14 protein-coding genes and 1 tRNA gene are annotated in these 12721 nt (G+C 43.6%); 10 read left to right on the top strand and 5 right to left on the bottom strand.

What is annotated here, in order from left to right; translation table 11 throughout:
• Positions 1 to 10: 10 nt before the first annotated feature.
• Positions 11 to 1354 carry a M28 family peptidase gene (locus NAF17_RS02310; protein ID WP_252756365.1) on the top strand — a complete coding sequence of 448 codons (1344 nt, stop codon included), beginning with the start codon at positions 11 to 13 and terminating at the stop codon, positions 1352 to 1354.
• Positions 1355 to 1509: 155 nt separating this feature from the next.
• Here NAF17_RS02310 and treA read toward each other — a convergent pair whose 3' ends face one another.
• Positions 1510 to 3084: an alpha,alpha-trehalase TreA gene (gene treA / locus NAF17_RS02315; protein ID WP_252756366.1), complete on the bottom strand. Its 1575-nt coding sequence runs from the start codon at positions 3082 to 3084 to the stop codon at positions 1510 to 1512.
• 86 nt (positions 3085 to 3170) lie between these two features.
• Positions 3171 to 3839, bottom strand: a complete 669-nt coding sequence (locus NAF17_RS02320; protein ID WP_252756367.1) for a phosphatase PAP2-related protein — start codon at positions 3837 to 3839, stop codon at positions 3171 to 3173.
• A gap of 187 nt (positions 3840 to 4026) precedes the next feature.
• Between NAF17_RS02320 and eat the strand changes: the two genes are divergently transcribed.
• The 4 genes from eat to eutC all read left to right on the top strand — a co-directional run bounded on the left by eat (position 4027) and on the right by eutC (position 8166).
• Positions 4027 to 5388: an ethanolamine permease gene (gene eat, locus NAF17_RS02325; protein WP_252756368.1), complete on the top strand. Its 1362-nt coding sequence runs from the start codon at positions 4027 to 4029 to the stop codon at positions 5386 to 5388.
• Positions 5389 to 5467: 79 nt separating this feature from the next.
• On the top strand, positions 5468 to 5848 hold the full coding sequence (locus tag NAF17_RS02330) for a plastocyanin/azurin family copper-binding protein (protein WP_252756369.1): 381 nt from the start codon (positions 5468 to 5470) through the stop codon (positions 5846 to 5848).
• Positions 5849 to 6031: 183 nt separating this feature from the next.
• Positions 6032 to 7420, top strand: coding sequence for an ethanolamine ammonia-lyase subunit EutB (locus NAF17_RS02335; RefSeq protein ID WP_252756370.1), 1389 nt, complete (start codon positions 6032 to 6034; stop codon positions 7418 to 7420).
• Positions 7408 to 8166 carry an ethanolamine ammonia-lyase subunit EutC gene (gene eutC / locus NAF17_RS02340; RefSeq protein WP_252756371.1) on the top strand — a complete coding sequence of 253 codons (759 nt, stop codon included), beginning with the start codon at positions 7408 to 7410 and terminating at the stop codon, positions 8164 to 8166. The genes NAF17_RS02335 and eutC overlap by 13 nt, the downstream gene beginning before the upstream one ends.
• Here eutC and NAF17_RS02345 read toward each other — a convergent pair whose 3' ends face one another.
• A complete protein-coding gene (locus NAF17_RS02345; RefSeq protein WP_252756372.1) occupies positions 8167 to 8520 on the bottom strand; it encodes a DUF4174 domain-containing protein in 354 nt (117 codons plus the stop codon).
• A 167-nt stretch (positions 8521 to 8687) separates the two neighbouring features.
• On the opposite strand from NAF17_RS02345, the gene NAF17_RS02350 reads away from it, so the two are divergent.
• From NAF17_RS02350 to NAF17_RS02370, 5 genes are all read left to right on the top strand, one after another.
• Positions 8688 to 9893, top strand: coding sequence for a GAF domain-containing sensor histidine kinase (locus NAF17_RS02350; protein WP_252756373.1), 1206 nt, complete (start codon positions 8688 to 8690; stop codon positions 9891 to 9893).
• Between the two features lie 171 nt (positions 9894 to 10064).
• Positions 10065 to 10214, top strand: coding sequence for a hypothetical protein (locus NAF17_RS02355; protein ID WP_252756374.1), 150 nt, complete (start codon positions 10065 to 10067; stop codon positions 10212 to 10214).
• 152 nt (positions 10215 to 10366) lie between these two features.
• Positions 10367 to 10648: a hypothetical protein gene (locus NAF17_RS02360; protein WP_252756375.1), complete on the top strand. Its 282-nt coding sequence runs from the start codon at positions 10367 to 10369 to the stop codon at positions 10646 to 10648.
• 91 nt (positions 10649 to 10739) lie between these two features.
• Positions 10740 to 11315 carry a Crp/Fnr family transcriptional regulator gene (locus NAF17_RS02365; protein WP_252756376.1) on the top strand — a complete coding sequence of 192 codons (576 nt, stop codon included), beginning with the start codon at positions 10740 to 10742 and terminating at the stop codon, positions 11313 to 11315.
• A gap of 157 nt (positions 11316 to 11472) precedes the next feature.
• The gene (locus NAF17_RS02370; RefSeq protein WP_252756377.1) at positions 11473 to 11916 is read left to right on the top strand and encodes a carboxymuconolactone decarboxylase family protein; all 444 of its coding nucleotides are present in this window, start codon (positions 11473 to 11475) and stop codon (positions 11914 to 11916) included.
• A gap of 180 nt (positions 11917 to 12096) precedes the next feature.
• Here NAF17_RS02370 and NAF17_RS02375 read toward each other — a convergent pair whose 3' ends face one another.
• Entirely contained in the window at positions 12097 to 12438 is a 342-nt protein-coding gene (locus NAF17_RS02375; protein ID WP_252756378.1) for a hypothetical protein, read from the bottom strand.
• 135 nt (positions 12439 to 12573) lie between these two features.
• Positions 12574 to 12645, bottom strand: a tRNA-Arg gene (locus tag NAF17_RS02380).
• Between the last annotated feature and the right edge of the window lie 76 nt (positions 12646 to 12721).

The following is a 12721-nucleotide window of genomic DNA, read 5'->3' on the forward strand; positions in this document are numbered from 1 at the left end:
AATTGCTTTCATGAAATACATCGGCCTGCTTATCACTTCTCTTATAACTATTTCGGCATCGGCCCAAACTTTTGTGAAACAGGATGCGGGCATCAAACAAATGGTAGAGGAGGTTTCTTCCAAAAATATTGAGGTGATAGTGCGCAAACTGGTGAGTTTTAAAACCCGCCATACATTAAGTGATACTGTAAGCAAAACCGAAGGTGTTGGTGCCGCCCGTAACTGGATCAAGGCCGAATATGAAAAGTATGCTGCCGCTTCAAATGGCCGGATGAAAGCATCTTTCGACGAATTTATCCAGCCGCAAGGCAACCGTATTGATAAGCCAACACCCATGAAAAATGTCCTGGCGATATTGAAGGGTACCGATACTGCTGATAAGCGCATTTACATTGTATCCGGCCATTACGATTCGAGGGTGACAGATGTGATGAATATAAAATCAATCGCACCTGGCGCGGTCGATGATGCATCGGGCACCGCGGTTTCGATGGAACTTGCAAGGGTGATGGCTAAACGGTCGTTCCCGGCAACCATTATATTTATGGCCGTGGTGGGCGAGGAGCAGGGCCTTTACGGCTCTACAAATGTTGCCAAACGCGCCAAAGCTGAAGGATGGCAAATAGATGCTATGCTGAACAATGACATTGTTGGAAACACCTACGGTATGGAAACCGGCTTGAAAGATAACCGTAGCGTGCGTGTATTTAGTGAAGGCGTACCTGCTGCAGAAACCGAGAAACAAGCGGCTATCCGTAATTCGGTAGGTGGAGAGAATGATAGCCCGGCACGGGAACTGGCCCGTTATACCAAAGAGGTTGCCGAGCGCTATGTGGAGCAACTGGATGTAAAGCTCATTTACCGCCGCGACCGCTACCTGCGTGGCGGCGACCACACGCCGTTTTCACAACAAGGCTACACCGCCATCCGCATCACCGAAATGAATGAAGATTTTAACCGCCAGCACCAGGACATCCGCAAGGAAAATGGCGTAGACTACGGCGATCTGCCCGATTTTGCCGATTATGATTATACCCAAAAGGTAGCCCGTATGAATTTGTCTGTGCTGGCAAACCTTGCCCTTGCGCCGGCATCGCCACAAAACGTAGGTATCATCACCAGTGGCTTAACCAATAAAACACAACTGAAATGGGATGCGCCCAAAGGCAAAGCACCCGCAGGTTATTACGTGCTGATGCGCGAAACCATCAACCCGTATTGGGAAAAGAAATTTTATGTAACCGGCACCACCGCAAATATTGGTTACTCAAAAGATAATTACCTGTTCGCTGTACAAGCCGTGGATATGGACGGACATGAAAGTTTGCCGGTGTTTCCTAAGCCTGTAAGGTAGGAGCTTAAATAAGCTGCGCAGTTAACCGGATAGCTTAACACATTTTGGGCCTAAGTTGGAAACTTAGGCCAGTAATTATAAAAAGGGAATGGTCTAAGTTTTCAACTTAGACCCAAAACAAAGCAAACTTTAAGCTTGAAAAGCAAAGGAATAAATTACTCCCCCTGCTTTTCTTCATAATGATACCTGTTCATCAGTTTCAACAATACCCCGTTTGTCCAGCCGAAACCATCTTGTAAAGGGTATTCGCCGCCGCCTGCGGTTAGGCTGGTATCAACTACGTTATATTTCTCCAATAGTTTTCCGGTCTTTTTAAACACGCGGATGTTTAGTTGCAGCCAGCGGGTGGCAATGTCTTTAGCCAGTTTGCTGTGGCCGTAGTTCTCCAATCCATCAATAGCCATATATTGTAGGGGCGCCCAGCCATTTGGGGCGTCCCATTGCTGGCCGCTAAAATTTAGGGTGGTAACCAATCCACCCGGTTTCAGGAAGTTGGCTTTTAAACCTTCGGCAATTTTATTCGCTTGCGCAGGTGTAGCTATCTTAAATTCAAGTGGGAAAACTGCCGCTAAGGTTTGGATAGGCGAGAACTTTTGCGTGGTGAAATTATAATCGCCAAACCAGCCGGTTTTTTCATCCCAAAAGTATTTAAGGATGGCTTTTTTACGTGCATTTGCTTTGGCAGTGTAGGCAGTGTAAAGTTTAATATTGTCTTTTATTTGATAGGCACGGGCGATGGTTAGTTCCAGGTTGTAAAGTAAACAGTTCAAATCAACCGGGACAAGGTTGGTAGTTTCGATAGTGCCAAGCGTAGCTGCATCGCTAAACCAGCGGCTGCTAAAATCCCAGCCGCTTGCTGCAGCCGCGCGTATGTTGTGGTAAAATACAGGTAAAGGCTGCCTGGTGGTTTTAGCGGCGTCTACATCTTTAATATAACTTTCCTCGCGTGGTTCATCGCTTTCATCCCAGTAGCGGTTAAGCAGGGTGCCATCGGCCATGCGCACTGCCCGGTGGGTAGCTTTGTTATTTGCCAGCGTTGCGCCGCCCAGCATCCAATAATTATATTCTTTAATAAGTTGTGGCTGATATTTGCTGAGAACGGCATCACCCTCGCTTTTTGCCAGCAGGTTTATCATCAGCGAAAAAAATGGCGGCTGCGAACGGGTCAAATAGTAAGCGCGGTTCCCGTTGGGGATAAAACCATAAGTATCTATCAGGTAAGCAAAGTTATCTATCATGTTGCTGATCACCTTGGTTTGTTTGCTTTCCTGCAGGCCAAGCATGGTAAAATAGCTATCCCAGTAGTAGATCTCGCGGAAACGACCGCCCGGCACAATATATGGGTTAGGCAACGCCGCTAATGACGATAGTTTTGAAGTAGCATCGGGCTTGCGTTGCAGCACCTGCCATAGCGTATCAATATGCTTGCGGATGCCGTCCTCGATATTGGTTTGAAAAGCATGGGTAACACCCGATGGTACAGTGAAGTTAGCCGTTACAAACTCCTTTAGGTCGAATCCTGCTTTGCCCAGTTGCTCGTTATAGGCCTTCATGATAAGCGATGGCGCGTATTTCGGCGTACAGTCTACAAAGGTTTTATTATCCGGGAATATGGTTGATGATTGTACCGATTCGAACAGGCCTGGAAATAACTGGCGGGGTGTTTTTTGCTGCGCTTTCACTACAAAAGTGCAAAGCAATAAGGCTGCCACAATAATGGTCTTTTTCATTTACAAGGGGTATTATTGCTTATAATAAAGCCCTTAAATTTAAGCTTTTAATGCAGTAAACACAAACGGTTTATGAAAGGGCTTACTTAATTTTCGTTGTTTTTAAGTGTATCCAGCTTCAGTATTTTGCGCACGCCAAGGAATATCAGATATACCAGGATGGGCGCTGCAACCACATCAATGGTGTAGTGGATATGCTGAACAAGCAACAGTACCATAACAGCAACAATGCATATAAAACCCAGGATCTTATCGTTACGTTTCTCCAAACATAAAAATATAAGCACCATGGTTGATGTGTGGCCGGAGAAGAACAGGTCGCGGGTTATAACTGTATTGCCGTAGAATACCTCGGTAAGAGGGTCTGCCAGGTGGATAAGGCCAACAGGCGGATCCAACGCTATGAGGTAAATGGTTATCATGCGTGCAAGGTTGATGAATATCAGCGTACACACGTAGTTAATATAGATAACAGGGTTATACAATGAGCGCACAAATATCAGCGTAGCCATGCCCCAGATAATGGTGAATATGATGATGGAAACGTCATATGCAGGCACATGGGCCAAAACCCAATCATCAAGTACAATGCCTTGTCGTTTTTGTATATGGCTAAAAAATATGGGTAAGGATGATAGCAGGATGGCAACAATAAAAGAACCTATTAATAATTTATCGCGTTTTTTTGGTGATTGCAGGGCAGCAGTCCAGGCTTGTTTTATAGAAGGTTTACCTAATTCCGACACTATATACATTAATTAAGGAAGTGCAAATTTACAAAAACCCCCAGTATTAATTTAGGGTTAGTTGAATATTGCATTTTCGTTAGAATAGACTGAGATGGTAAGCAATTGTTACTAAAATTGTTGCGTATGGTTGTTTTTGTTTGGGTAATTTTAATGAGTATCTTAAGGCTTTGTAAAAATCATAAATAACAAACCTTTGAAAAACATCGACGCCAAGCAACTGAAACGTGTTTTAAAGCCTATCCACCTTTGGGCCATAGCGGTAGGCCTTGTAATATCCGGCGAATATTTTGGCTGGAATTTGGGTTGGGCGGTATCGGGCACAATTGGTTTTTTGATAGCCACATTGGTAGTCACGCTAATGTACGTCACTTTTATATTTAGCTATACCGAGTTAACAAGCGCTATTCCGCATGCCGGCGGTGCATTTGCTTATGCTTACCGTGCCATGGGGCCTTTTGGCGGGCTGATAGCCGGTTATGCCACGCTGATAGACTTTTTGTTTGCCACCCCCGCCATAGCTTTTTCTTTGGGGGCGTATCTACATTTTTTGCATCCGCAGATAGAAGTTTTACCATCGGCACTGATTTTTAACGTGGTGTTTATATTGTTGAATATTTCTGGGGTGAAAGAGTCGGCGACGTTCTCGGTATTTATAACCATTTTAGCTGTTGGCGAATTGTTGCTTTTTATGGGTGTGGTTGCGCCATCCTTTAAAATGGATAACTATTTATCCAACCCCATGCCTTTCGGCTGGAGCGGCGTATTTGCGGCCCTGCCATTCGCGGTATGGTTTTATCTGGCGATAGAGGGCGTAGCTATGGTTGCCGAAGAAGTGAAAGACCCAAAGCGTAATATTCCGCGGGGTTATATCTCGGCACTAATTACGCTTGTGTTTTTAGCTTTAGGTGTAATGATATTAACCGGCGGTGTTACCGACTGGCGCAAACTAAGCAACCTGGATTACCCCCTGCCGGAGGCTATCGGCATCGTTTTAGGCAAGGCAAACGGATTTACCAAAATATTCGCCAGTATAGGCTTGTTCGGGTTGATCGCATCCATCCACGGGACGATCCTGGCATCATCAAGGCAGGTGTTTGCCTTGGCCAGGAGCGGTTATTTACCTCGCGGGCTAGCATCGGTCAATCAAAAATTTAAAACGCCGCACCGGGCTATTATAGCGGGCGGGGTAGTTAGCTTTATCGCCTTGTTTACCGGTACCACAGGGCAAATCATCATCCTATCGGTAATGGGGGCGGTGGTGATGTACATGATGAGTATGATCAGCCTGTTCATCCTCCGCAAAAAAGAACCCCGTATGGAGCGGCCTTTCGTTGCTGTATTTTATCCTTTGTTCCCGGCTATCGCGCTGGTGATCTCTACCATTTGCATGTTCGCCATTACCTATTATAATTTTATGCTGAGCCTGATCTTCTTTGCCGGGCTTGCTTTTGCCATTGCCATTTTTATGCTGATGGGTAAGCATAAGCAAAGGATAATGGATGATGAGTTAATGGAAAAAGCATTGGAACAGCAGGTTATACCAATCAGTAAATAATCTTAAAAAACATTATCGGCGCAAAGCAACCATCCTTAAATTGTGGGCGTAATCATATTAAAAACTAAAATCATTTAATATGAAAAAGTACATCTTAGGGGTATCATTTATGATAGCGGTTGTGGTTATGGGTATTGCAGCCTGTTCAAAATCGGGCAGCAACGATCCTGCACCAACCAAGTCTACTACTCCCACGGCCCCCACCACAGGCGGCGCTTCTGTAAGTATTTCGGGTTTCGCCTTTTCTCCTGCAAGCGTTACTATTAAAGCAGGCGAGGCTGTAAAATGGACAAATGCCGATACCGCACCACACACAGCGACCGATGTTGCCGGCAGCTTTGACAGCGGCATGTTAAACCAATCCGGTTCGTTTTCGCATACGTTTGCAACGGCCGGTACTTATACTTACAAATGCGTTATCCACTCAACTATGGCTACTGCTACTGTTGTGGTACAATAATTAATAAGTGAGCATTCGCCATGTTTAAGGTTGGTGAGGATTTTATTATTAGTGGTGGTGCTCACTTTATTTTTCTTCTCTTGCAGTTTCTCCAAGACATGCCAATGTTAAGCTTTTATTAAAACAACTCATTATTGCGGGTTTTTACGCCGAAGAATTTATCTTAGTAAAAACTAAAGTATTATGCCGTATCAGCATACCGTACAGGGTAAGGTTTACAGGTTTGATAACCTGCGGATATTACTGGCAAAAGCCTCACCGTTCCGTACAGGGGATGCCCTTGCGGGATTAAGCGCCGAAACCTACGAAGAACGTGTTGCCGCACAGATAACATTGGCTGATGTTTCCATTAAAACTTTCCTGAATGAAGCTGTCATCCCTTACGAAGAGGATGATGTTACACGACTAATAATAGACAGCCACGATGCAAATGCATTCGTACTAATAAGCCATTTAACCATCGGTGAACTGCGCGACTGGTTGCTGAAGGATGAAACGGATACCCTTGTTCTAAAGACTATTGAAAACGCCATAACGCCCGAGATGGCCGCTGCGGTTTCAAAAATAATGCGCAACCAGGATCTTATCGCGGTAGCAAAAAAATGCGAGGTGGTTACCCGGTTCCGTAATACAATAGGCCTACACGGCCACTTCTCTACCCGGTTACAACCCAACCATCCCACAGATGATCCGCGCGGCATTGCCGCCAGTTTGATAGAAGGCCTGCTGTATGGTAGCGGCGATGCGGTAATAGGTACTAACCCGGCAACGGATAGTCCGCAGGCGGTAATGCAGATCCTCGTGTTGGTTGACAACCTGAGGCAGCAATTTGACATCCCTACCCAAAGCTGTGTGCTTAGCCATATTACCACTACGCTGGAACTCATCAATAAAAATGCACCCGTCGATCTTTGTTTTCAATCCATCGCAGGTACGCAAAAGGCCAATAACAGTTTCGGGGTGAGTTTAAACTTATTAGATGAAGCTTACCAGGCCACGTTATCATTAAACCGCGGCACGGTAGGCAACAATGTAATGTATTTTGAAACAGGCCAAGGCAGCGCCTTATCGGCAAATGCACATCACGGGGTAGATCAGCAAACCTGTGAGGCGAGGGCTTACGCTGTAGCTAAAAAGTTTAACCCGTTTTTAGTGAACTCGGTAGTGGGTTTTATCGGTCCCGAGTATTTGTACGATGGTAAGCAGATCATCCGCGCAGCGCTTGAAGATCACTTTTGCGCCAAACTGCTCGGCCTGCCCATGGGGATGGATATTTGCTACACTAACCACGCCGAAGCTGACCAGGACGATATGGATAACCTGCTCACTCTACTTGGCGTAGCAGGCTGCAACTTTATCATGGGTATCCCCGGCAGCGATGATATTATGCTGAATTACCAAAGCACATCCTTCCATGATGCTTTGTATTTGCGTAAGGTATTAGGCTTAAAACCAGCGCCTGAGTTTGAGCGATGGCTGATAAAACAAGGCCTATTTGATGAACAAGGTAACCGCTCTGCTACCGCTGCAGCCGGTTTGTTAAAAGATATGGGAAACCTATGGATAAAATAACCAAACCCGACCAAAACGATCCATTGAGCTTTTTAAAGGAGTTTACCGCCGCGCGCATCGCCATTGGCGCAACGGGGAGCAGCATCCCAACCAAACAATCATTGGAGTTTAAACTGGCGCATGCCCACGCCCGCGACGCCGTTTATTCTGCTATGGACATTGAAGGTTTGGAAGATGCGCTGGGGCAATTTCACCGCCCCGTTTTGCAACTGCATAGTATGGCTGACAGCCGCGCACAATACCTGCAACGCCCCGATCTCGGCCGAAAATCCAACGAAGAATCCCTTAACCGACTCGCCGACCAGATAACAGGGGACGATGTGGTGATTATTATTGCCGATGGGTTATCCGCGATAGCGATAAATGAAAATGTGCTGCCGCTTTTGCAATTGCTCATACCCAAATTATCAGCCGCCAATTTAAAAATTGCGCCACTATGCCTGGTAGAGCAGGGCAGGGTAGCCATTGGCGATAATATAGCCCACGAGTTGCAGTCAAGACTTTCTATCGTACTGATAGGTGAACGACCAGGGTTAAGCTCGGCAGATAGTATTGGCGCTTATCTTACTTATCAGCCCAAACCAGGTTTAAAGGATAATTCTCGCAATTGTATCTCCAATATCCGCCCCGGCGGGCTGGATTTTAAATCTGCGGCAGATAAGATCTTTTACCTGGTGCAGGAAAGTTTCAGGCGCAAACTTTCAGGCGTGGAGTTGAAAGATAATGAAGGTTTGCTGGTGGGGTGATTATTGTTTTTTCATTTCCTGTTTCCGCATCGGCATCGCATCAATAATTCCGTAAAGTTTTTGCAGGTTTATGGGTTGCGAACTACGGTATTTCTCACCTCCGTCTTTCCCCGTTAATGTAACTGTAAAAAAACCTGTTATCTTATTTTTATTAAATACTGCAGCGTTTGCGTCACTGTAAATATAAGTCTGGATAACAATATTCCTGATGGCAAGCCCGGGCTTATCGTCATTTAATATTTTCAATTGCTGTGTATAGGCAGCATTATCAGCACTGGTGGTATATAGCGCTAAAACACGTTTTTCATTAGTTTGAAAAAATAACATTATCGACAGGATTATTAAACGTACCATAAATATTGTTTATTGAGTAATAGAATTGAACCCGAAATTGTTAGTTGCGATAAAATTGCGAAAAGCATTGCAACTTTAAAGCTACTAAGAATAATTGCCGTTTTTGGATGGTTTTTTGACAACTATTCAGAATAAATATACGTAATTAGGTTAATTAATTCTAATATATGCTAAACAACCCGATCCCCGAGAATGAAATGGAAAGGATCATCAGTCTGGCCGACTATGACCTTGATTACACGAGCTTCCAAGACAGTTTTAAAGATTTGGCGAAGTTAGCCGCGAAAGTTGCAGGTACCGAAATATCGCTGATTAATTTAATTGATTCGTTTACACAATGGACAATAACCAGCCATGGTTTGGATATTGACCAAATGCCGCGCGAGGACTCGGTTTGCCAATATACCATTGCCGGCAATAACGACCACTTTGAAGTGCAGGACCTTAAAGCCGATGACCGTTTCAAAGATAAATTTTATGTGACAGATAAACCCAATCTACGCTATTATTATGGCATCCCTTTAACCACAAATGAAGGCCATAATTTGGGGGCATTATGTATGCTTGATAAAGACTTGAAAACGTTGTCGCCAGAGAAGATAGAGTTGTTAAAGATAATAGTTGACGAAATTGTTAACCGCTTGAATGTGCACCGTTTAATTACCTGCCTCAAAACCAAATTGCACGAAGCCAACGAAACCAAAATGAAGGTAGCACACGACATCCGCGGGCCTTTAGGGGGTATTATAGGCCTGGCGCAGGTAATAAGTGAGCAGGGACACGAGAATAAGATAGAAGAGGTGCTGGAGTTTATTAACCTGATCCAGCGAAGCGGCCGCTCGTTACTGGAACTTGCCGACGAGATATTAACCGCCGACAAGCCCCAGCGCGACCTGAAAACTGACGAGTTTAACCTGATTGTTTTTAAAGACAAACTCGAAAAACTTTACACGCCTCAAGCCATGAATAAGAAGATTGCCTTTACTGTAAGTACATCGGTAAATTTATCAACCATACCATTTTCTAAAAACAAACTGCTGCAAATTACCGGTAATCTCATTTCAAACGCCATGAAGTTTACCCCAATAAGCGGTAAGGTAACGGTTGTCCTGAGCCTTAAAATAGAGGAAACGCAAAACTTGCTTCAAATAAATGTGACGGATACGGGAGTAGGTTTAAGTCTGCAGGCTGTAGAAACCATACTAAGCGGCAAAGCCCAATCTACCGATGGCACAAGTGGCGAACAGGGCTACGGCTTTGGGTTGGCGTTGGTAAAACATTTGGTAGATAGCCTGAAGGGTACTATGCATATTTACTCAAACCCCGGTAACGGGGCTAACTTTGAGATAGTATTGCCACAGGTGCAAGCGTAAAACTTATAATACACCGTTTGATGCGTATTGTAAATTGATAACTTTAAAACAACCAACCCATCAAACCGTATTAAATTACGAAAAAGCAAACCTTAAACTGGCGCCTGCTGTTCATTTCAAAAATATCTTTTTGCTAATTCGCTGCTGAGCAGGTTTGCTAAGCCCAACAGCATGATAAACGGGGTACAGATAGAAGTAATTACCTATTCATTCCGCAGTATGCCGGGTACGGCAGAAGACCTGCTTAAATACTGCATCGACTGTAATATAAATGCCATTGAGTTAATGGGCGATGCCACGCGTACGCCAACAAGGCTTTAAAATTGTTTGCAACGGATCAAAAAACGAGGCGTCTATACCTTAATAGACACCTCGTTTTTTTAAGACACATTTTTATATTCGTTTTATAAAAAAATACATTTATCTTTTATTTTGCCCTTATTTCCAGCAGCTGCAGTTACACCGTTTATGTTATGAGCAAAGGCGGACTGAAGATCGCTAAGAAAAGCACTTATCAAGTGGAGTATACTTCCGAGATCCCGGATGGTACAACGGCTCTTATCTCATACCAGGATAAAGACAATGTAAGGCATGTAGAAAAGCACCACAAAGGCAACTTCAATAAAACTGTAGAGTTATCATCTGGCCAGGGCGTAAAGTTTACTATTGATGTAAAACTGCCAAAAACTGATTCTGCAACTCAGTTAGTAACCACCATTAAGGTTGATGACGAGGTAATTAATGCCAAAACTTAAACCGGCAAAAAGGTTTTATACCGCTTTGAGTTTAAGCTGCTATAATCTTAAAATGCAGATATATCCGTGGATTAGCTAAATTAGCATCTCTATGTATCCACAACTACTTGCCCATATTAAACGCCAGGTGCAGCTTACTCCGCAGGAAGAGCAGGTGCTTTGCGATGCTATGGAGCTGAAGAAATATAAAAAGAAGGAGATCATCCTCGAGCCGGGCCAGCATTGTAAAGGTGAGTATTTTGTATTGAGTGGCTTGCTAAGGCAATACTATGTTAATGCCAAACTAAATGAGCAGATAGTACATTTTGCTTTAGAGAACTGGTGGATAGCCGACCAAGACAGTATTTTGAACCACGTACCCGCGGGCACTTATATCCAAACTATTGAAGCATCAGAAATATTGCTGCTTAATAACCGCGATAAAGCCCCGCTGCTGGAGCAGATCCCCAAACTTGATACCTACTTCAGGCTAACCATGCAAAGGGCTTTCATAGCTTCGCAACGCCGTATAGGCTTCCTGTTTAACCAAACCGATGAACAGCGCTACCGCTATTTTATTTCACTATTTCCAGACTTTGTACAACGCGTGCCGCAATACATGCTGGCATCATACCTTGGTTTTACCCCGCAGTTTTTGAGTAGGATAAGGGCGAAGAGAGAGAAATAGGAGGATCAAGATTATTAGGATCAAGAATCAAGACAGAAACCTTTTAGCCTTGTCTTGATTCCTGACTCTTAACATCTTGCCTCTTTTCTTAACCTCGGTTCATTTTTTGAAGGTGTGTTTGTGCGCAAATTTGTCTTAATAAAAAACAAAGACAATCATGAAAAGAGCAAACATTTTAACCACCCAACCCGATGCATATAAAGCTATAATGGCTTTAGAAAATTACGTTATCAGCAGCGAGATAGACCCGATCCATAAAGAACTGATCAAACTACGATCATCACAAATAAACGGTTGCGCGTACTGTCTGGATATGCACAGCAGGGATGCCCGCAAATTAGGGGAAACTGAGCAACGCATTTATACACTTAGCGCCTGGAAGGATACCCCATTCTTTGATGAGAAAGAACAAGCTATACTGGCTTTAACCGAAGAGGTTACGTTGATAAACAAAGCAGGCGTATCTGACGAGACCTATAACAAAGCAACCGAACTATTAAGCGCCAAATATGTGGGCCAGGTAATTTTGGCTATCGTCACCATAAACGCATGGAACAGGATCTCTATCAGCTCGCACTTTCAACCGGCGTTGCAGAAATAATTTCAGGATTTAAGTGTTCATATTCACGATTTTGCAAAAAACATAAATTTATTAATCAACTGTATATCAATTTATTATAAATATGTTGCAAGTGTTCATGCGTTAACGTGAACATCTATGGACATAAAAAAAGCCGCTTACTTTACGTAAGCGGCTTTTTTTATTTAATATCGGTATAGCTTACTTAAAAGCAGATACGTGAGTAGTTTTAATGCTCAGCACAAAAGATTTACCTACGCTTATTTTGATGTTTTTGTCCTGAAGCATCTCTTTGATGGCCTCGTCGGTTTTAAGGGCCTCATACAGATCGCGTGCTACAGCCGAGCCGCTGATGTTGTTGGTTACTTTACCGTTTTCCATCGCGATGTTAAACGTGTAGCCAGATTTGCCCCTGTCGCCTGCCGACTCGAAATCGGTGATGTTCAGTTTAAAACTTTGATCCTCATTTAAGCTCCTTTTCAGATGCAGGCGTATAACCGGGATGTATTTTCTCCAGGTTGTTAAATATTTTCTTTCTTCCATGTGTGTGTGTAAAGGTAGACTAATTAATCGGTTACCCTAACTATTCTACTTTTTATCTATAACTTAAGAAATGTATAAGTTTTATTTTAAAACTAAAAAACCGCCTTAAAATTAATTAAGACGGATTTCTACCAGTGTTCCCGATGAGATTCGAACTCATATCGACGGCTTCGGAGGCCATAATTCTATCCATTGAACTACGAGAACTATATTTGCGCAAATATAGAATTTTTGACGCTACTAATTCACCCCAATATAAAAGCCCGTGCTGGCAAATTACAAC

Origin of the sequence: Mucilaginibacter aurantiaciroseus (genome assembly GCF_024055595.1) — a bacterium.
GTDB lineage: Bacteria > Bacteroidota > Bacteroidia > Sphingobacteriales > Sphingobacteriaceae > Mucilaginibacter > Mucilaginibacter aurantiaciroseus.

What these genes read in the sequence shown, in the direction of transcription:
- NAF17_RS02375 (WP_252756378.1), bottom strand. Translation starts at nt 12,438, where the DNA reads ATGGAAGAAAGAAAATATTTAACAACCTGGAGAAAATACATCCCGGTT.
- NAF17_RS02350 (WP_252756373.1), top strand. Translation starts at nt 8,688, where the DNA reads ATGCTAAACAACCCGATCCCCGAGAATGAAATGGAAAGGATCATCAGT.
- NAF17_RS02320 (WP_252756367.1), bottom strand. Translation starts at nt 3,839, where the DNA reads ATGTATATAGTGTCGGAATTAGGTAAACCTTCTATAAAACAAGCCTGG.
- NAF17_RS02335 (WP_252756370.1), top strand. Translation starts at nt 6,032, where the DNA reads ATGCCGTATCAGCATACCGTACAGGGTAAGGTTTACAGGTTTGATAAC.
- NAF17_RS02345 (WP_252756372.1), bottom strand. Translation starts at nt 8,520, where the DNA reads ATGGTACGTTTAATAATCCTGTCGATAATGTTATTTTTTCAAACTAAT.
- NAF17_RS02360 (WP_252756375.1), top strand. Translation starts at nt 10,367, where the DNA reads ATGAGCAAAGGCGGACTGAAGATCGCTAAGAAAAGCACTTATCAAGTG.
- NAF17_RS02370 (WP_252756377.1), top strand. Translation starts at nt 11,473, where the DNA reads ATGAAAAGAGCAAACATTTTAACCACCCAACCCGATGCATATAAAGCT.
- NAF17_RS02355 (WP_252756374.1), top strand. Translation starts at nt 10,065, where the DNA reads ATGATAAACGGGGTACAGATAGAAGTAATTACCTATTCATTCCGCAGT.
- treA (WP_252756366.1), bottom strand. Translation starts at nt 3,084, where the DNA reads ATGAAAAAGACCATTATTGTGGCAGCCTTATTGCTTTGCACTTTTGTA.
- NAF17_RS02330 (WP_252756369.1), top strand. Translation starts at nt 5,468, where the DNA reads ATGAAAAAGTACATCTTAGGGGTATCATTTATGATAGCGGTTGTGGTT.
- NAF17_RS02365 (WP_252756376.1), top strand. Translation starts at nt 10,740, where the DNA reads ATGTATCCACAACTACTTGCCCATATTAAACGCCAGGTGCAGCTTACT.
- eutC (WP_252756371.1), top strand. Translation starts at nt 7,408, where the DNA reads ATGGATAAAATAACCAAACCCGACCAAAACGATCCATTGAGCTTTTTA.
- NAF17_RS02310 (WP_252756365.1), top strand. Translation starts at nt 11, where the DNA reads ATGAAATACATCGGCCTGCTTATCACTTCTCTTATAACTATTTCGGCA.